The organism is Rhodococcus sp. NPDC055024, assembly GCF_053608585.1.
Genome location: NZ_JBSGVT010000010.1, coordinates 195733 through 212972, shown reverse-complemented (window position 1 = coordinate 212972; position 17240 = coordinate 195733). Strand labels below are relative to the sequence as shown.

General features: G+C 63.3%; 17 protein-coding genes. 9 read left to right on the top strand and 8 right to left on the bottom strand.

Going from position 1 to position 17240, the window contains the following annotated elements; all coding sequences use genetic code 11:
• The first annotated feature begins 67 nt into the window (after positions 1-67).
• Positions 68-1048, top strand: coding sequence for an ABC transporter substrate-binding protein (locus tag ACWF6P_RS21620; RefSeq protein WP_452622426.1), 981 nt, complete (start codon positions 68-70; stop codon positions 1046-1048).
• Positions 1049-1105: 57 nt separating this feature from the next.
• Here the strand turns inward: ACWF6P_RS21620 and ACWF6P_RS21615 are convergent, their stop codons facing one another.
• A complete protein-coding gene (locus ACWF6P_RS21615; protein ID WP_452622401.1) occupies positions 1106-3064 on the bottom strand; it encodes a glycoside hydrolase family 15 protein in 1959 nt (652 codons plus the stop codon).
• An 82-nt stretch (positions 3065-3146) separates the two neighbouring features.
• Between ACWF6P_RS21615 and ACWF6P_RS21610 the strand changes: the two genes are divergently transcribed.
• The 6 genes from ACWF6P_RS21610 to ACWF6P_RS21585 all read left to right on the top strand — a co-directional run bounded on the left by ACWF6P_RS21610 (position 3147) and on the right by ACWF6P_RS21585 (position 7502).
• Positions 3147-3353, top strand: coding sequence for a hypothetical protein (locus ACWF6P_RS21610; RefSeq protein ID WP_003944489.1), 207 nt, complete (start codon positions 3147-3149; stop codon positions 3351-3353).
• 123 nt (positions 3354-3476) lie between these two features.
• A complete protein-coding gene (locus ACWF6P_RS21605) occupies positions 3477-3566 on the top strand; it encodes an Ms4533A family Cys-rich leader peptide (protein WP_452622400.1) in 90 nt (29 codons plus the stop codon).
• 199 nt (positions 3567-3765) lie between these two features.
• A complete protein-coding gene (locus ACWF6P_RS21600; protein ID WP_003944569.1) occupies positions 3766-4797 on the top strand; it encodes a sulfate ABC transporter substrate-binding protein in 1032 nt (343 codons plus the stop codon).
• A gap of 7 nt (positions 4798-4804) precedes the next feature.
• The gene (cysT, locus tag ACWF6P_RS21595) at positions 4805-5653 is read left to right on the top strand and encodes a sulfate ABC transporter permease subunit CysT (RefSeq protein ID WP_378538127.1); all 849 of its coding nucleotides are present in this window, start codon (positions 4805-4807) and stop codon (positions 5651-5653) included.
• On the top strand, positions 5650-6456 hold the full coding sequence (cysW, locus tag ACWF6P_RS21590) for a sulfate ABC transporter permease subunit CysW (protein ID WP_378538134.1): 807 nt from the start codon (positions 5650-5652) through the stop codon (positions 6454-6456). Before cysT ends, cysW begins: the two co-directional genes overlap by 4 nt.
• On the top strand, positions 6453-7502 hold the full coding sequence (locus ACWF6P_RS21585) for a sulfate/molybdate ABC transporter ATP-binding protein (RefSeq protein WP_378447880.1): 1050 nt from the start codon (positions 6453-6455) through the stop codon (positions 7500-7502). The genes cysW and ACWF6P_RS21585 overlap by 4 nt, the downstream gene beginning before the upstream one ends.
• A 118-nt stretch (positions 7503-7620) precedes the next feature.
• Here ACWF6P_RS21585 and ACWF6P_RS21580 read toward each other — a convergent pair whose 3' ends face one another.
• The 7 genes from ACWF6P_RS21580 to ACWF6P_RS21550 form a co-directional block, all read right to left on the bottom strand.
• Positions 7621-8517, bottom strand: a complete 897-nt coding sequence (locus ACWF6P_RS21580) for a universal stress protein (protein ID WP_452622399.1) — start codon at positions 8515-8517, stop codon at positions 7621-7623.
• A 55-nt stretch (positions 8518-8572) separates the two neighbouring features.
• Positions 8573-9349, bottom strand: a complete 777-nt coding sequence (locus tag ACWF6P_RS21575; protein ID WP_452622398.1) for a DUF998 domain-containing protein — start codon at positions 9347-9349, stop codon at positions 8573-8575.
• A 94-nt stretch (positions 9350-9443) separates the two neighbouring features.
• Positions 9444-10199: a sirohydrochlorin chelatase gene (locus tag ACWF6P_RS21570; RefSeq protein WP_378447883.1), complete on the bottom strand. Its 756-nt coding sequence runs from the start codon at positions 10197-10199 to the stop codon at positions 9444-9446.
• Between the two features lie 4 nt (positions 10200-10203).
• A complete protein-coding gene (locus tag ACWF6P_RS21565; RefSeq protein WP_058039406.1) occupies positions 10204-11490 on the bottom strand; it encodes a sulfate adenylyltransferase subunit 1 in 1287 nt (428 codons plus the stop codon).
• Positions 11490-12425 (bottom strand): sulfate adenylyltransferase subunit CysD, encoded by a 936-nt coding sequence (gene cysD / locus ACWF6P_RS21560; protein WP_007731054.1) that lies wholly within the window; start codon positions 12423-12425, stop codon positions 11490-11492. Before cysD ends, ACWF6P_RS21565 begins: the two co-directional genes overlap by 1 nt.
• On the bottom strand, positions 12422-13135 hold the full coding sequence (locus ACWF6P_RS21555) for a phosphoadenylyl-sulfate reductase (RefSeq protein ID WP_378447884.1): 714 nt from the start codon (positions 13133-13135) through the stop codon (positions 12422-12424). Before ACWF6P_RS21555 ends, cysD begins: the two co-directional genes overlap by 4 nt.
• Positions 13132-14862 (bottom strand): nitrite/sulfite reductase, encoded by a 1731-nt coding sequence (locus ACWF6P_RS21550; RefSeq protein ID WP_452622397.1) that lies wholly within the window; start codon positions 14860-14862, stop codon positions 13132-13134. The genes ACWF6P_RS21555 and ACWF6P_RS21550 overlap by 4 nt, the downstream gene beginning before the upstream one ends.
• A gap of 484 nt (positions 14863-15346) precedes the next feature.
• Between ACWF6P_RS21550 and hemW the strand changes: the two genes are divergently transcribed.
• A complete protein-coding gene (gene hemW / locus ACWF6P_RS21545) occupies positions 15347-16573 on the top strand; it encodes a radical SAM family heme chaperone HemW (protein ID WP_452622396.1) in 1227 nt (408 codons plus the stop codon).
• A gap of 35 nt (positions 16574-16608) precedes the next feature.
• Entirely contained in the window at positions 16609-17229 is a 621-nt protein-coding gene (locus ACWF6P_RS21540) for a CG0192-related protein (RefSeq protein WP_452622395.1), read from the top strand.
• Positions 17230-17240 lie beyond the last annotated feature (11 nt).

The window sequence follows — 17240 nt, the reverse complement described above, 5'->3', positions numbered from 1 at the left end:
ACACGGACGCGTCCCATATGAGAAGGTAAGCCTCTACTAACTAGTGGAGGAGTATTTCGTGCGTGCGATGAAGTTCTCGGCGGTGGCTCTTTTGGGAGCACTGGTCGTCGGTATCAGTGGTTGTTCGTCTTCGGATGCCGACGAGATCGCGGACGGTCGGGTCACCACGGTCGACCACAAGTTCGGCGCCACCACGATCACCGGCACGCCGACGCGCATTGTCGCGGCCGACACCCAGTGGCTCGACGCCCTGCTCGAACTCGGAATCCAACCGGTGGGGTACCTGGCTGCCGGCCCGATGGGTGACGAGCGTGGCCTGTTCCCGTGGGAGAGCGGCGTCGACGCGTCTGCGAAGGAACTCGATCGCTCCGCGATCCAGCAGTTCGGTGTCCCGCTCAAAGTCGAAGAAATTGCAGCCTTGGATCCCGATCTGATTCTCGGTGGGTTCTCCGTCGCCGATCAGGACGACTTTGACCAGTTGAGCAAGATTGCACCGACCATTGCCGGTCTGTCCGAAGTCCAGGTCGATCCGTGGCAGGACCAAGTCGAGATTCTCGGTCGAGTCCTCGACAAAGAGTCTCGGGCCGACGAGATCGTCGAGTCCACTAACGGGCAGATCGATGCGCTCGCACAGCGACTGCCGGGGCTGAAGGGAAAGACGGCACTTCTGTCGCAGTACGTCTTCCCGACGTCTCAGTTGGTGATCGTCGCCGATCCCAAGGACGGTGCTTCGGGACTGTTCACGCGTCTGGGAATGTCGTTGCCGCCCAAGCTGGTCGAAGAGGCCGGTGTGACCGGTGGTCGGCTGATACTCAGCCCGGAACGGGTCGACGCTCTCAGTGCCGACGTCGTGGTGCTGCTGCCCAACGGCGGGTCGCTGGACGACATGATGAAGCTGCCGGGGTTTGCCGACCTGCCTGCAGTGAAGGGTGGCGGATTGGCCATCGTCGACTATCCGACTGTTGCCGGCCTGAACACTCCGTCGTCGCTGTCGCTGAAGTACTCGCTCGAATCGATCACGCCGCAGCTCGAAGCGGTGGCCGACTAAAACTGCTGTGCGCCTTTATTAACCGCGGGCGGTTAATAAAGGCGCACAGCAGGGGGTCTAGGTTGCGTTGTGCGCGGGCTGGAATGCGCCGGCTTCGGCAGCTTCCTCGGCTCGGATCACGTGGACCACGGCGTTGATCAGCGCCAGGTGTGTGAACGCCTGCGGGAAGTTACCCAGATGGCGACCGGTGTGCGCGTCGATCTCTTCCGCGTACAGCTTGAGCGGGCTCGCGAATCCGAGCAGGCGCTCGCAGAGATGCTTTGCGCGATCCAGTTCGCCGATCTCGACGAGGGCGGACACTAACCAGAAGGAACAGATGGTGAATGTTCCTTCCTCGCCGCTCAACCCGTCGTCGGTGGTGTCGACGCGATAGCGCAGGACCAGACCTTCTTCGGTGAGCTCGTCGGCGATCGCCAGCACCGTCGCCCGGATACGCGGATCGTCGGCCGGCAGGAAGCGCAGCAACGGAGCCAGCAGTAGAGACGCGTCGAGTGAGTCGTGTCCGTAGCGCTGTGTCAGAACTCCACGCGAGTCGACACCTTGCGCGAGGATGTCGGCCTTGATGTCGTCGGCAATGGCCGTCCATTGCTGAGCAAAGCTCGTCTCGCCCTGCATCTCTGCGAGCTTGGCGCCGCGATCGAGCGCGACCCAACACATGATCTTGGACGACGTGAAGTGTTGCGGTTCACCGCGCACCTCCCAGATCCCGCGGTCGGGCTGGCGCCAATGCTTGATCGCTTCCTCGACCTGCTTCTTGAGCAGCGGCCACAACGCCTCGGGGACGCGCTCGCGGGTACGGATGTGGAGGTACACCGAGTCGAGCATGGTGCCCCAGATGTCGTGCTGCTGTTGATCAAACGCACCGTTACCGATTCGCACCGGGCGGGCGCCGTCATATCCGGAGAGGTGGTTGAGTTCGGATTCCTCGAGCGTGCGCTCGCCGCCGATGCCGTACATCACCTGCAGTGGGTGCGGCTGCCCGTTGTCCGAACTCGACACGTCGTAGATGAAGTTGAAGAAGTCGTTGGCTTCACGGTCCAACCCGAGCGTGTAGAGGCCCCACAATGCAAAAGTGGAGTCGCGAACCCACGCGTAGCGGTAGTCCCAGTTGCGTTCTCCGCCTGGTGTTTCCGGTAGCGACGTCGTGGAAGCCGCGAGAAGGGCTCCCGTCGGTGCGTAGGTGAGGCCCTTGAGTGTGAGCGCGCTGCGCTGGAGGTATCCGCGCCACGGATGATCGGGGAACTTGCCGATGGTCACCCATTCGCGCCACGACTTCGAGGTCTGCCACATCTTGTCGGCTGCTTCGTCGAACGTCTGCGGCGCGGGAAGATCCGACCACGAGAGCGCGACGTACACGTTGTCACCTTCGACCAGTCGCGTCCGGGCCCGGGCCTCGCGACCTTCCAGACCCAATCGGAGATCGGTGGTCAAGCGGAGAGTGGGGTGGTCGCCGGGCTTGGCGGAGCGACACGTTGCCGTCGCTTCCTCGTAGACCTTGCCGGTGTATTCCCAATTGGCGGTGCCGCGGTGATAGTCGAACGCGGGCTCGCAGCTCATCTCGAGTTCGACGGTGCCGCTGACGCATTTGACCGTACGGAGAAGCGTGTGTTCTGCGTCCCAGTCGGTGGGTGTGCGCTTGTGCGTGTTCGATCGCTTGTCGACGTTGTGCCACGGGCCGAGAACCAGAGCGTCACGAACGACGAGCCAGCCGGTCTCCGTCTGCCATGTTGTCTCGAGGATGAGTCCGCCCGGCAGATAGCGTCTGGCTGCGGGCACGTTCTGGCCGTAAGGGCCGATACGGAAATGGCCTGCGCTGCGGTCGAGGATGGCACCGAACACGCTGGGGGAGTCGGGGCGGGGAACGCACATCCACTCGACAGATCCGTTACGGGCAATCAGGCACGAGGTTTCGCAATCGGAAAGAAACGCGTAGTCGTCGATCGGGGGAAAGTTGCTTCGATGGTGACCCGTGGAGGCGGGAGGAATCGTCTGCACCACTTCGTCGTCAGCACTCATTCGGACATCATCCGGCCAGAATCGACACACGTCCAATCCACACGCTGTCGGGACCGTATCGTCCGAAGGATAGGGTGATGGCGTGGATCGGATAGCGGATTGGTGGGACAGCTTCGAGCTGTGGATGGCGGGGCTCCCGTTCATCCCGCAGGTCGCGTTGGTCCTGATCGTCGTCGTTCCGCTGTGCCGCCTGGTGGCCATCGGTCTGGATCGCGCGTTGGCCGCCGTACTCGCTCTGCCGCTGTTCGGCTGGTTGCGTAGGAATTCTCGAGAAGTAGAGGAAAGCTGATGCCCCGCTCACGGGTCACTCTCGCCCTGATCGCCCTGATTCTCCTCGTGATCGTGGCGTGGCTTCTCACCCGTTAGTTCTCCCGATTAGAGCGGGCGCCGGTGCTCTGCTAAAGTCCACCGCGTGTCCGAAGCAGCAGCTCCCGTAATCCGCCACCAGTTGGCGTTGATTGCTGTCGGCATGCTCGACGTCGCTGACGTCGCCTGTTGTTGATTTCCTGAGTTCGACCTCTCCGGTGGTGCTGCGCACCCCGTTCGAACTTCTCTGCGCGTCACTCGCGCCCCCGATTCAGGGCACTTTGCCCGTCGGCTCTCCATGTCTGAACGTCCCGATGGATTCAGCCCCAGAGGTCTCGGACTTTTGTGATTTAGTCAACCACTCTCTTGTCAGTCCTTTCAGGAAGGTATCTGCAATGAAACGCCGTTCCCGCACACTTCTCACCGCTATCGCGACCATGGGGGCCGTGGTACTCACAGCGTGCAGTGGTGGCTCGAGCGACACCGTGGGTGGTGACAGCGCTGCCAGCGACGGTAGCGCCGGCACGATCAACCTGTTCGCCTACGCCGTGCCGAAGCCCGGCTTCGACAAGCTCACCGCAGCCTTCCAGGCGACCGACGAGGGCAAGAACGTCAACTTCAATCCGTCGTACGGCGCCTCGGGCGACCAGTCGCGCAAGGTGAAGGACGGTGCCGAAGCCGACTTCGTCAACTTCTCCGTCGAGCCTGACATCACCCGCCTGGTCGATGCCGGCCTGGTCGATCAGAACTGGAACCAGGACGCCTACAACGGAATTCCGTTCGGATCGGTGGTCACCATCGTGACCCGTCCGGGCAATCCGAAGGGCATCAAGGACTGGGACGACCTGCTTCAGCCCGGCCTCGAGGTCGTCACGCCGAACCCGTTCAGTTCAGGCTCGGCCAAGTGGAACCTCTTGGCGCCCTACGCCGCAAAGAGCGACGGTGGCAAGAATCCGCAAGCGGGCCTCGACTACGTCACCGCCTTGGTCAATGATCACGTCAAGATCCAGCCCAAGTCGGGACGCGAGGCTTCGGAAGCCTTCCTTCAGGGCAGCGGCGACGTTCTGATCAGCTACGAGAACGAGGCTCTGTTCATCGAGGGCAACGGCGACCCGGTCGAGCACGTCACCCCGCCCACGACCTTCAAGATCGAGAACCCGGTTGCCGTGATCTCGAACAGCAAGGTCCTCGACAAGGCGACCGCGTTCAAGGACTACCTCTACACGACCGAGGGCCAGACGCTCTGGGCCGAAGCAGGATTCCGTCCCGTCGATCCCGCCGTCGCTGCCAAGTTCACCGACAAGTTCCCCGAGCCGACCAAGCTGTGGACCATTGCTGACCTCGGCGGCTGGAAGGCCGTGGACAGTGCACTGTTCACCAAGGACACCGGTTCGATCGCAGTGATCTACGACAACGCAACCAAGTAAGACTGACGTGACTGACACTATTGACCCCACCCCCGTGGCTCGTCGGCGAAAACTCGCGCGGGTCACGGGGAGTGTGGGGCCGCTCGGAATCGGAGTGGCCACCCTGTGGCTCTCCGTGATCGTTCTGCTTCCGCTCGCCGCGTTGACCGCCACCGCGTTCGACGAGGGGATCGCGGGATTCTGGGACGCTGTCACTGCACCAGTTGCCTTGGCGTCACTGCGCGTGACATTGCTCGTCTCGGTGATCGTGGCACTGATCAACGTTGTGATGGGCACGATCATCGCGTGGGTGCTGGTCCGGGACGACTTCCCGGGCAAGCGCATCGTCAACTCGATGATCGACCTGCCGTTCGCGTTGCCGACAATCGTGGCGTCGATCGTGCTGTTGTCCCTCTACGGCCCGCAGTCGCCGATCGACATCCACCTCAACGCAACTCAGCCTGGTCTGATCGTGGCGCTGGCTTTCGTCACCTTGCCGTTCGTCGTTCGCTCTGTGCAGCCGGTGCTGATGGAGGTCGACCGTGAGGTCGAGGAAGCCGCTGCATCGTTGGGCGCGTCCAACTGGACGATCTTTCGCTCCGTCGTTCTTCCGACGTTGGCGCCCGCCGTCATCTCGGGTGCGGGACTGGCGTTCGCCCGAGCGATCGGCGAGTACGGTTCGGTCGTCCTGATCGGCGGCAACATCCCACGAGTGACACAGATGACGTCGCAGTACATTCAGCAGCAGATCGAGATCGATCGTCCGACCAACGCCGCTGCCGTCTCGGTCGTGCTGCTGGTCATCGCATTCGTGACGCTGTTCGTCTTGCGAATCTTCGCTTCGCGCGGACAGCGACGTGAGGAGAGTTCCCGATGAACGTGTCCAGAGGATCGAAGATCGGTCTTCGGACCGTCGCGCTCGTCTACCTGTTCGTGTTGTTGGTCGTGCCGATCGGCGTGATCCTGACACGAACGTTCGAGAACGGAATCGGTCCGTTCTTCGAATCGATCACGACGCCTGCAGCCGTCTCCGCGCTGAATTTGTCGCTGATCATCGTGGCGATCGTGGTCCCGATCAACGTTGTGTTCGGTGTCGTCACCGCACTCGCCTTAGTCCGTGGTCGGTTCCCGGGCCGTGGAGTTCTGCAGTCGGTAGTCGACCTGCCGTTCGCGGTTTCGCCCGTCGTCGTCGGTGTGTCCTTGATCCTTCTCTGGGGCGCCAACGGCTGGTTCGGCGGGATCGAATCGTTGGGGTTCAAGGTCATCTTCGGCTTGCCAGGCATGGTGATCGCGACCATTTTCGTGACGCTTCCCTTTGTCGTCCGGGAGGTCGAACCCGTCCTGCACGAGATCGGCGACGAGCAGGAACAAGCTGCCGCGACGCTCGGTGCTTCGGGTTGGCAGACGTTCTGGCGGATCACACTGCCCGCGATTCGTTGGGGCCTGACGTACGGAATCGTGTTGACGGTGGCGCGTTCGCTCGGTGAATTCGGCGCAGTCATCATGGTCTCTTCCGGTTTCCCGGGGGTATCCCAGACGCTGACGTTGCTGGTGCATTCGCGATACATCGACGACCACAACACCTTTGGTGCGTATTCGGCGGCAACGCTGCTGATGGGCATCGCCATCATTGTCCTGTTGCTGATGACGCTGCTGGACCGTAAGAGGAGCACCACATGATCACAGTGACCGGGGCCCGCAAGAACTACGGTGATTTCGCGGCGCTCGACGACGTGACGGTCGACATTCCCTCGGGTTCGTTGACGGCATTGCTGGGACCCAGTGGCTCGGGAAAGTCGACGTTGCTGCGTTCGATCGCCGGACTCGAAGATCTCGATTCGGGAACCATCACCATCGCAGGCAAGGACGTCACCGGCGTCTCACCGCAGAAGCGTGACATCGGCTTCGTATTCCAGCACTATGCCGCGTTCAAGCACATGACGGTGCGGGACAATGTGGCGTTCGGGCTCAAGATCCGCAAGCGCCCGAAGCCGGAGATCGAGAAGAAGGTCAACGAATTACTCGAGATCGTCGGCCTCGACGGCTTTCAACATCGGTACCCGGCGCAGCTGTCCGGTGGTCAGCGTCAGCGCATGGCGTTGGCACGCGCTCTGGCTGTCGATCCGCAGGTTCTCCTGCTCGACGAGCCCTTCGGTGCGCTCGACGCGAAGGTCCGTGCCGACCTGCGCACATGGTTGCGTCGCCTGCACGACGAAGTGCACGTCACCACCGTCCTGGTCACCCACGACCAGGAAGAGGCTCTCGACGTCGCAGACCGGATCGCAGTGCTGAACAAGGGGCGAATCGAGCAGATCGGTGAACCTGCCGACCTGTACGACCGCCCGTCCAACGACTTCGTGATGTCCTTCCTCGGATCCGTCGCGAAGCTCAACGGGCAGCTGGTTCGTCCGCACGACATCCGCCTCGGCCGCGACCCGAGCATGGCTCTCGCTCAGGAGTCCGGAACGGCCGAGTCTCTCGGCGTCACACGCGCAACCGTCGAGCGCGTTGTGTACCTCGGCTTCGAGGTTCGGGTCGACCTGCGCAACGAGGCAACCGGTGAGCTGTTCTCGGCTCAGGTCACTCGCGGTGACAGTGCAGCGCTGCACCTCGAGGCAGGGGAGACGGTGTACGCCCGGGCAACTCGGGTTCCGGATCTGCCGGAGACCCCGGTGTCGACGCCGGTGCAGGAGCCGGTCACGGTGAGCGTCGTCGGCCAGGTTTGACCTGTTTGCCCTGCTTCACCCCCACTTCTGGTTGAGCGAACGGCACTTTCGGTCTACTGAAGGCGCCGAAAGTGCCGTTCGCTCAGGAAGAGGGGGGTGGGGCAACAGCGAGGCGGGTTCAGCCCTCGCGGCAAATGAGGACCGGGCACTGGGCGTGGTGGATCAGGCTCTGACTGGTCGAACCGACTATCGACGCCATGAACGGACTGCGGCCGTGGCTACCGACGACTACGAGCTGCGCCTCCGCTGAATGCTCGAGCAGCGCCTTCATCGGTCCGCTGCGTTGGACGCTGCGGGTGACTTCGACGTCGGGGTACTTCTCGGTCCATCCGGCGAGGCACTCGGACAACAGTGCGTGCTCATGCTGCTCGTACGGACCCCAGTCGACGAAGCGCCTGGCTTCGGAATACCCGCCCAGCGAGGCGTGCTCGTTCCACGTGTGGACCGCCACCAAAGGTGCGCCGAGGAACGCGGCAAACTCGAAAGCATGCGCGACGGCGAGTTCGCTGAGCTTGCTTCCGTCGACGCCGACGACGATGGGTCTGGTGTCGGCCATGGCGTGATCACCCGTACCTCGGAATACGGCCACGGGACAGTGCGCACGGTTGACCACCCGAATGGTGTCGGATCCGAGAAACACGGACTGCATTTCGCTGGTGCCGGCCTGACCCAGTGCAACGATGCGAGCCGACTTCGACAGTTCGACGAGTGTGGTTGCGGGAGTACCAGTCACGAGGCCGCGTTCGATGGCGACGTCGGTGTGATCATCGCGGATGGCGTCCTCGGCCTCGTCGAGTAATTTTGCACCCTCGACGCGAAGGTGGTGGTCGAACATCTCTTCGTCGGTGACGTTGGTGCCTCCACCGGACTCGGGTTGTCCTGGCAGCACGTGGGTCAGGCGAAGTGGTTCGTCGAATCGCTTTGCAGCCGATGCTGCCCACCTCGCGGCGTTGACCGCGCTTGCCGAGCCGTCGATACCGGCCACGATTCCGTGTCGAACAGGTGCACTGGTCATGGAAGTCTCCTCGCGTCGCCTCCTTACCAGTGTGTCCCTGCTCACCCTCGGTTCGCTACAAGCTGGTCAGCTCCCGTGGTGCGAGAACGTCGGTGGGCACTGCTGCGCGAGATCGGCGCGGGCGCAACGACAACAGAGCGGTGATGAATCCGTTACCGGGCAGTGTCAGTTCCACGTTCTTCAACACGGTTCGGCGCATCAATGCGAGCAGGGCTGCGACGCCGGTGACCGCCATCCACATGGGCAGTGGGTACAGCGTCAGGCGTTCACCCAGGCCGAAGGTGAGGGTTCGTCCGAGAAGCAGTACGGCGCCGACGATTCCGGTGGTCGCGCACAGTCCCGACCACACTGCGATCCACCTACGATGCTGCCAGAAAGATATGGCCATGAGTACGAGAACTGCGTGCCGGGCGACGAAGCCGGGGAGCACGGCAGTCCAGTGAACGAAGGTCCCGTCGTTGGCCGGGAAGAGGCCGGTGGCCGCGGTGCTCAGTGCAACGACGACGGCAAGTCCGAGAATCCACTTCTTCGCACGACCGTCCGGAATGTACTTGTGCAGCAAGGCCGCACCGAGGATGGTGAGCGCACCGAGGATCATGAAAGCTGCGTTCATCACGTCGTGCATCGGCGAACACGAATCCGCGCTGCACGTCGTCACACCGAGCGAACTGATGGAGTCGCGCGCGAAGCTGTACGGCGTCTTCCAGGCTCCGGCCGTGAAGATTTCGACCAGCAGGTAGAGCACCGACAGGACCCATGCGGTGCCAGCTGTGCCGAGGCGAAGATTGTGAGTGATGGTGTTCCCTCTCGCGGCGCTCTGAGGGGATTGCACCCAAAGATCTGTTTCGCAGGCGAAGGAGGAACCTTCGCGAGCTGGACAGATCCAACACTACGGTAACAATCTGATAACGGCCTGTGAAACCGGATCAGGCGGAGCGGACCAGACGGTCGGGTAGTGCATCAGCGACTTGTCGGTAACGGTCGATCATCGTTTCGATCAGTAGAGAGTGCCCACCGATCGTGTCGGCGAAACGCGCGCGCGGACATGCCGTTGCTGCTGCAGCGCTCAGTCGGTCGGTGAGTAAGCCGGGGGCCAAGAACCACGGTGCGACGACAACGTGTTCGGCACCGTCCTGCTCGAGAGCGGAGATCGCCTGGGCAACTGTCGGTTCCGCAGACGTGGCGAAGCAGATTCGAACACCCGACCAGTTGGTTCCGGTCAGAAGTGTGGATGCCAATTCTGCGGTGGCGGCGTTGGCGCGCGCGTCGGACGAGCCGACTGCCGCAAGAGCGACCCCCACCGACGGATCGTCCAGCTGGGCGCCTGCTTCGAGGATTCGCTCACGCACCGCCTCGATCAACCGAGCATCGCGACCCAGTACGTCAGCTTGGAACACGGTCAGTTGGGGGTGGCGGATCGCGGCTGCGGCCAAGAGCCCGGGCAGATCTACCCGAGCATGGAACGCGTTGCCCAGCAACATCGGGACAGCGACAGCTTGCGTGTGTCCGTCGGCAGCAACACCATCGAGGACCTGATCGATGGACGGCGCGTTCAGATCGAGGAAAGCCAGCCGGACATCGAGATCGGGCCGCGTTTCACGAAGAGCCGCGACGGCGGCCGCGATCACCCGAGCAGAACGGGGATCGCGGCTGCCGTGCGCAACAGCAATGAGCGGAACCATCTACTTAGACGCGTTCGCCCAATTCGACGGCGGAGATGACGTCGCCGACGAGGCCTGCGGCGAGGGTGTTCCCGCCCGCGGGATCGATCAGCAGGAAGCTGCCCGTGTGGCGGTTGACGGCGTAGTCGTCAGCCACGATCGGCTCGGCAACCCGGATCGAGATCTTGCCGATCTCGTTGAGCTCGAGCGTTTCCGGGCCCTGATCTGTGGTCAGGTCCTGCTCGTTGAAGCGCTCCACCAAGCTGCCCACGATGGCCTGCGTCGTACGCGTGCCGTGCTTGAGCAGTAGACGTGCACCGGGGCGCAGCGACTTCTCGGCCAGCCAGCAGACGGTGGCGTCGAATTCGCCGATCGGCTCAGGTGCATCCGAAGGTGAGGCGATGGTGTCGCCGCGTGAGACGTCGACGTCGTCGGCCAAGATCAACGTGACGCTGCGTCCCGCGTGGGCGACGTCCAGTTCGCCGTCGGCCGTGTCGATACGAGTGACGGTGGTGCGCGTACCCGAGGGCAGGATCACCACTTCGTCGCCGGGCACGACGGAACCGGCGGCAACCTGGCCGGCGTAGCCGCGGTAGTCGAGGAACTCGGCGGTGCGGGGACGGATCACGTACTGCACCGGGAAACGCAGGCCGACGCGATGTGGCTCGGCATCGACCGGAATCGACTCGAGGTGCTCGATCAGTGTGGGACCGGTGTAGTACGGGGTCTTGTCCGAGCGAATCGCGACGTTGTCTCCGTGCAGGGCAGACACCGGGATCTCCACGACATCTTCGCTTGCCCAGCCCAGCGAACTGGTGAGTTCGTTGAACTCGGCGGAGATGGAGGTGAAGACCTCTTCGGGATTCTCGACGAGGTCGATCTTGTTCACGGCGAGAACCAGCTTCGGAACACCGAGGAGCGCGAGAACTGCTGCGTGCCTACGTGTCTGTGCGATGACACCCTTGCGGGCATCGACCAGCAAGATCACGAGCTGCGCCGTCGAGGCACCGGAGACCGTGTTGCGGGTGTACTGCACGTGGCCCGGTGTATCGGCCAACACGAACGTGCGCTTGGGGGTCGCGAAGTAGCGGTACGCCACGTCGATGGTGATGCCCTGCTCGCGCTCGGCGCGAAGACCGTCCACCAGCAGCGAGAGGTCGGGGGTGTCGAGACCGCGATCCACCGACGCGCGGGTGACGGCGTCGATCTGGTCGGCGAGAACGGATTTGGTGTCGTACAACAGACGGCCCACGAGGGTGGACTTTCCGTCGTCGACGCTGCCGGCAGTTGCCAGCCTGAGCAGATCGCTCATCAGAAGTAGCCCTCTCGCTTGCGGTCTTCCATGGCCGCTTCGGAAACTCGGTCGTCGCCACGGGTCGCGCCGCGCTCGGTCAAACGTGATGCCGCAACCTCGGCCAGGATGGCCTCGTTGTCGGCGGCATCGGAGAGGACTGCGCCGGTGGTCGAACCGTCACCGACGGTGCGGTAACGCACCGAAAGGGTCTGCAGCTCTTCGCCGTCAGCCGGTCCACCCCAGACGCCGGGCGTCATCCACATGCCGTCGCGCTGGTACACCGGACGCTGGTGGGCGTAGTAGATGCTGGCGAGTTCGACGTTGTCGCGGGCGATGTAACGCCAGATGTCCAGCTCGGTGAAGTTGCTGAGCGGGAAGACTCGCACCTGCTCGCCGGGGGAGTGGCGACCGTTGTACAGGTTCCACAGTTCCGGGCGCTGCTTCTTGGGGTCCCACTGACCGAAAGCGTTGCGCAGCGAGAAGATCCGCTCCTTGGCGCGGGCCCGCTCCTCGTCGCGGCGAGCGCCACCGAAGACGGCGTCGAAGCGGTTCTCGGAGATCGCGTCCAGCAAGGGCACGGTCTGCAGCGGGTTGCGGATACCGTCGGGGCGCTCGGTGAGGCGGCCGTCCGCGATGTACTCCTCGACGCTGGCCACGTGCAGGCGCAGGTTGTACTTGGCCACCACGTGGTCGCGGAAGTCGAGGACTTCCTGCAGGTTGTGGCCGGTGTCGACGTGCAGCAGGGTGAACGGCAACGGCGCAGGCCAGAAGGCCTTGATCGCCAGGTGCAGCAGCACCGTGGAGTCCTTACCGCCCGAGAAGAGGATGACCGGGCGTTCGAATTCGCCGGCCACCTCTCGGAAGATGTGGATCGCTTCGGACTCGAGGGCGTCGAGAGTATCGAACTGTGTGCCGTCGAGCTGAGGACGTGAAGGTGTCAAGTCAACTGTCATGATGCGTGCAACCCGCATTCTGTCTTGGAGGCACCGGCCCAACGACCGCTACGCGGATCGCTGCCGGGGGCTGGCTTGCTGGTGCAGGGTGCGCAGCCGATGGACGGATATCCCTCGTCGACAAGAGGATTGACGAGGATGGAATGAGTATCGATGTAGTTCTGCATCTCCTCGTCCGACCACGGAGCGATCGGGTTGATCTTCACGAGGCCGAAGGCATCGTCGAAGGAGATCAGGGGAGCATTGGCGCGGGTGGGGGCCTCGACCCGGCGGATGCCGGTCACCCATGCGCTGTACCCGGACAGTGTCTGCTTCAGCGGTGCGACCTTGCGCAAAGCGCAGCAGCGGTTGGGATCACGGGCGAACAGGTCCTTGCCCTCGGCGACGTCCTGCTCGGCGACGCTTGCCAGCGCACGCGCATTGATGACGTTGACGCCGTACACCTGCTCGACCGCGTCACGCGTGCCGATGGTTTCGGGGAAGTGGTAGCCGGTGTCGAGGAAGAGTACGTCGACGCCCGGATGCACCTGTGCGGCAAGGTGAACCAACACACCATCCTGCATATTCGACGCAACAATGTACGAGTCGCCGAACGTGTCCTCGGTCCACTGCAACAGTTCCTGTGCGTTGGCCCCGTCGAGTTCTACGGCACCGCGCTCGGCGATGGACCGAAGCTCGTCGGCAGTTGCTCGCGAAATGTCCACTGTCATCGCAAATCTCCTTCGTCTGCGCGCACTGCCCATTCGGCGAACCGCTCACCTTCGTTGCGGTTCTTCACGAACTGACGTACGACGCGGTCGATGTAGTCACCCATCTCGACGCTGGTGACCTTGTGCTGGCGCAGCTTGCGTCCGAAGGCGCTGTCGAATCCGAGGCTGCCTCCCAGGTGAACCTGGAAACCCTCGACTTGATTCCCCTCACCGTCGTCGACGAGCTGGCCCTTGAAGCCGATGTCGGCGATCTGCGAGCGAGCGCAGGAGTTGGGGCAACCGTTGATGTTGATGGTGATCGGCACGTCGAGCTGGCTGTTGATATCGGCGAGACGCTGTTCGAGTTCGGGCACGAGCACCTGCGAACGCTTGCGTGTCTCGGCGAACGAGAGCTTGCAGAACTCGATGCCGGAGCAGGCCATCAGGTTCTTGCGCCAGTGCGACGGACGGGCGGGAAGGCCCAGTGCGTCGAGATCGGCGATGAGCGGCTCGAGGGTCTCGTCGGTGACGTCGAGGATGATCAGCTTCTGGTACGGCGTGAAGCGGATCCGGTCGCTGCCGGCCTTCTCGGCAGCGTCGGCGACCTGAGCCAGGATGTCTCCCGAGACGCGGCCGGCGATCGGAGCGAAGCCGACTGCGTTGTGGCCGTTGCGGGTCTTCTGGATGCCGACGTGATCGATCGGGCGCTTGGGCTTCTCCGGCGCTGGGCCGTCGATGAGCGGACGCTTCAGGTACTCGGTCTCGAGAACCTCACGGAACTTTTCGATGCCCCAGTCCTTGATGAGGAACTTGAGCCTGGCCTTCGCGCGCAGACGGCGGTAGCCGTAATCGCGGAAGATCGAGACGACACCCTCCCAGACGTCGGGAACCTCGTCGAGCGGGATCCAGGCGCCGACGCGCTGCGCCAGCATCGGGTTGGTGGACAGGCCGCCGCCGACCCAGAGGTCGAGGCCGGGGCCGTGCTCGGGGTGGTTCACGCCGATGAAGGCGATGTCGTTGATCTCGTGAACAACATCCTGCTGACCGGAGATGGCGGTCTTGAACTTGCGCGGCAGGTTGGAGTACTTGGGATCGCCGATGTAGCGGCGCACGATCTCGTCGATCGCCGGAGTGGGATCGAGGACCTCGTCGAGCGATTCGCCGGCCAGGGGAGAACCGAGGACGACGCGAGGGCAGTCGCCGCAGGCTTCGGTGGTCTTGAGTCCGACGGCTTCGAGGCGCTTCCAGATCTCCGGGACGTTCTCGACTTCGATCCAGTGGAACTGGACGTTCTCACGGTCCGACAGGTCGGCGGTGTTCCGGCCGAATTCCTTCGAGATACCGGCGATGGTGCGCAGCTGCTCGACGTTCAGCGCGCCGGCGTCGCAACGCACACGCATCATGAAGTACTTGGCCTCGAGCAGATCGATGTTCTCGTCGCCGGTGAAGGTGCCGTCGTAGCCTTCTTCGCGCTGGGTGTAGAGACCCCACCAGCGGAAGCGGCCGCGCAGATCACCCTTGTCGATGCTGTCGAAGCCCTGCTTGGAGTAGATGTTCTCGATGCGGGCCCGAACGTTGAGCGGGTTGTCGTCCTTCTTGGCCTGCTCGTTGGCGTTGAGCGGTTCGCGGTAGCCGAGGGCCCACTGACCTTCGGCGCGACGCTTGGCAGGACGTGCGGCGCGGGCGGGCCGAGCTTCAGCAGGTGCTGCCGAATCGGCGGGTGTGGCGGCGTCGGTGGTCGACGTCATCGATGAACTCCTGGATCTGGGCGGTTGATCGGCACGCGGCACGCACTAGCGACGAACTGTGGCGGTGTCTGATCGGGACGCACCGGTCCGTGTCGGAAATCGAGGGGGCTGTCCTCGGTCTCGGAAAGCTCGCGGCCGGCAGGTGTGCTCACGAAAACGAACAGCTGGAGAAGCCGTCTCTGGAAGAGCTGTTTCGGTGAAGCAGATGGAGATGAGCGGGAAAGGCTGGAGGATCAGTGAAGGATCAACAGCTACACAGGTGCAGACACGACGAGCTGCACACACGCTTGAAGTCGACATGGCGACGCGCCACAAGTCGCACTCCGAGTCCGGTCATGCGGACCATTGTGCCACGTCAACTCGATAATTCCGACTCGGGGACATATTTCCACGAAAAATGGGGGAAATATCGAGTTCAAGCCACGTGCCGACCTGCATCGCAGGCTGAATAGGTGTGCATTCCGGATGCTGGGACACTGGAGTCGTGAATGCCACCAGCACGACTCCCACTCGACAGAGCGAGGCGACACCCTTCGCCTTGCCTTCGCGATCGCTCGAGGGTGTCGGGAAACGGCCGTTCGGGATCTACATCCACGTCCCGTTCTGTGCCACCAGGTGTGGGTACTGCGATTTCAACACCTACACGGCCGGTGAACTCGGAACCTCGGCGTCGCCGCAGTCGTGGTTGGAAGGTCTGCGGCGCGAACTCGATCTCGCAGCCGAGATGACGGGCGCCCCGGCGGCGGACACGGTGTTCGTTGGTGGCGGAACGCCGTCGCTGCTCGGCGGCGACGGACTGTCCGACGTGCTGTCGGCGGTGCGCAGCAGTTTCGGCTTGGCATCGGGCGCCGAGGTGACCACGGAATCGAACCCCGAATCGACCTCGCCGGAATTCTTCGGTGCTCTCCGCAGTGCCGGATTCACCCGGATCTCCCTCGGCATGCAGTCCGCGGCTCAGCACGTGCTGAAGATCCTCGACCGCACGCACACTCCGGGCCGCGCCGTCGCTGCCGCGAAAGAGGCTCGCGCAGCTGGTTTTTCGCACGTGAACTTGGATTTGATCTACGGAACGCCGGGGGAGCGCGACCAGGATCTCGACGCCTCACTCGATGCGGTTCTCTCCGCCGACGTCGACCATGTCTCGGCCTACGCGCTGATCGTCGAGGACGGCACCGCGATGGCTCGCAAGGTCAGGCGCGGCGAGTTGCCGGCCCCGGACGACGACGTGCTGGCCTCACGATACGAACGAATCGATTCACGCCTGGCCGAAGCGGGTTTGCACTGGTACGAGGTCTCCAATTGGGCAAAAGCGGAAACCGCGGACTCCGGTGACACCCGCTGCCGTCACAACCTCGGGTACTGGGACGGCGGTGACTGGTGGGGCGCCGGACCGGGCGCGCACAGTCACGTCGGTGGAGTGCGGTGGTGGAACGTCAAACACCCGGCGCGGTACGCGGAACAGTTGGCGCTCGGTGAACTTCCCGTCGGCGGCAGTGAAGAACTGACGGCCGAGGACGAACACATGGAGCGCGTCATGTTGACCGCACGCTTGCGTACCGGGCTTCCGCTCTCGGAACTATCTGTATCCGAACGGGTTTCGGCTGAACAGGTGGTCGTCGACGGGTTGGCTGTGATCGAGAAAGATCACGTGGTTCTGACCGACCGTGGTCGCCTGCTCGCCGATGCGGTGATTCGTACGATCCTGACCTGACGCGCCACCATCCTTCGCCGCGTAATGTGGCCGTGGTGGCCATCATTCATCGTGCGCAGTTGAATCCGTCCAAGAACGACTTGCTCCGAGCGTGGGTACCCACGCAGCCGTGGCTCGGCGCCGTCGACTGTTCGACGCTCGAACGCGTCGACGCCTATCGTTTCGACGACCCGGACGGTGAGGTCGGAATCGAGACGCACCTGCTCCGCTCGGCAGACGGTCGAATTCTTCAGGTCCCTCTCACCTACCGTGGTGCTCCGCTGGCCGGGGCGGACGCTGCACTGATCGCAACCATGGATCATTCGGTGCTGGGCGAGCGGTGGGTGTACGACGCGTGCTGTGATCCGGTTTACGTGACCGCGTTGGCGACCGCGATTCTGACCGGTGGGGCCGGAGTCGAACTGGTCTTCGCGGACACCGCCGATCACATCCCCGTGACGGCTCACGTAGTAGGCAGCGGTACGGCCCGCGCTTACGTACGGGCAGTCGAATCCGTGACCTGCTCGACAGTCGGCACCGACACGATCATCAGCGCGGGAGATCTGGAATTGACCGTGGTGAGAGTGATCGACGCAGATCGAGTGTCAGGCTCGGCGACGCTCACCGGAACCTGGCCGGGGCAGACGAATCCCGCACTGCTCGCGTTCGTCGGTTGAGTCTCGGTACC

Bases quoted from the DNA above. Each gene is read 5' to 3' on its own strand.
- ACWF6P_RS21580 (WP_452622399.1), bottom strand. From the start codon at position 8,517: ATGACCAGTGCACCTGTTCGACACGGAATCGTGGCCGGTATCGACGGC.
- ACWF6P_RS21565 (WP_058039406.1), bottom strand. From the start codon at position 11,490: ATGAGCGATCTGCTCAGGCTGGCAACTGCCGGCAGCGTCGACGACGGA.
- ACWF6P_RS21620 (WP_452622426.1), top strand. From the start codon at position 68: ATGAAGTTCTCGGCGGTGGCTCTTTTGGGAGCACTGGTCGTCGGTATC.
- ACWF6P_RS21570 (WP_378447883.1), bottom strand. From the start codon at position 10,199: ATGGTTCCGCTCATTGCTGTTGCGCACGGCAGCCGCGATCCCCGTTCT.
- ACWF6P_RS21600 (WP_003944569.1), top strand. From the start codon at position 3,766: ATGAAACGCCGTTCCCGCACACTTCTCACCGCTATCGCGACCATGGGG.
- cysW (WP_378538134.1), top strand. From the start codon at position 5,650: ATGAACGTGTCCAGAGGATCGAAGATCGGTCTTCGGACCGTCGCGCTC.
- ACWF6P_RS21550 (WP_452622397.1), bottom strand. From the start codon at position 14,862: ATGACGTCGACCACCGACGCCGCCACACCCGCCGATTCGGCAGCACCT.
- cysD (WP_007731054.1), bottom strand. From the start codon at position 12,425: ATGACAGTTGACTTGACACCTTCACGTCCTCAGCTCGACGGCACACAG.
- ACWF6P_RS21615 (WP_452622401.1), bottom strand. From the start codon at position 3,064: ATGAGTGCTGACGACGAAGTGGTGCAGACGATTCCTCCCGCCTCCACG.
- ACWF6P_RS21555 (WP_378447884.1), bottom strand. From the start codon at position 13,135: ATGACAGTGGACATTTCGCGAGCAACTGCCGACGAGCTTCGGTCCATC.
- ACWF6P_RS21585 (WP_378447880.1), top strand. From the start codon at position 6,453: ATGATCACAGTGACCGGGGCCCGCAAGAACTACGGTGATTTCGCGGCG.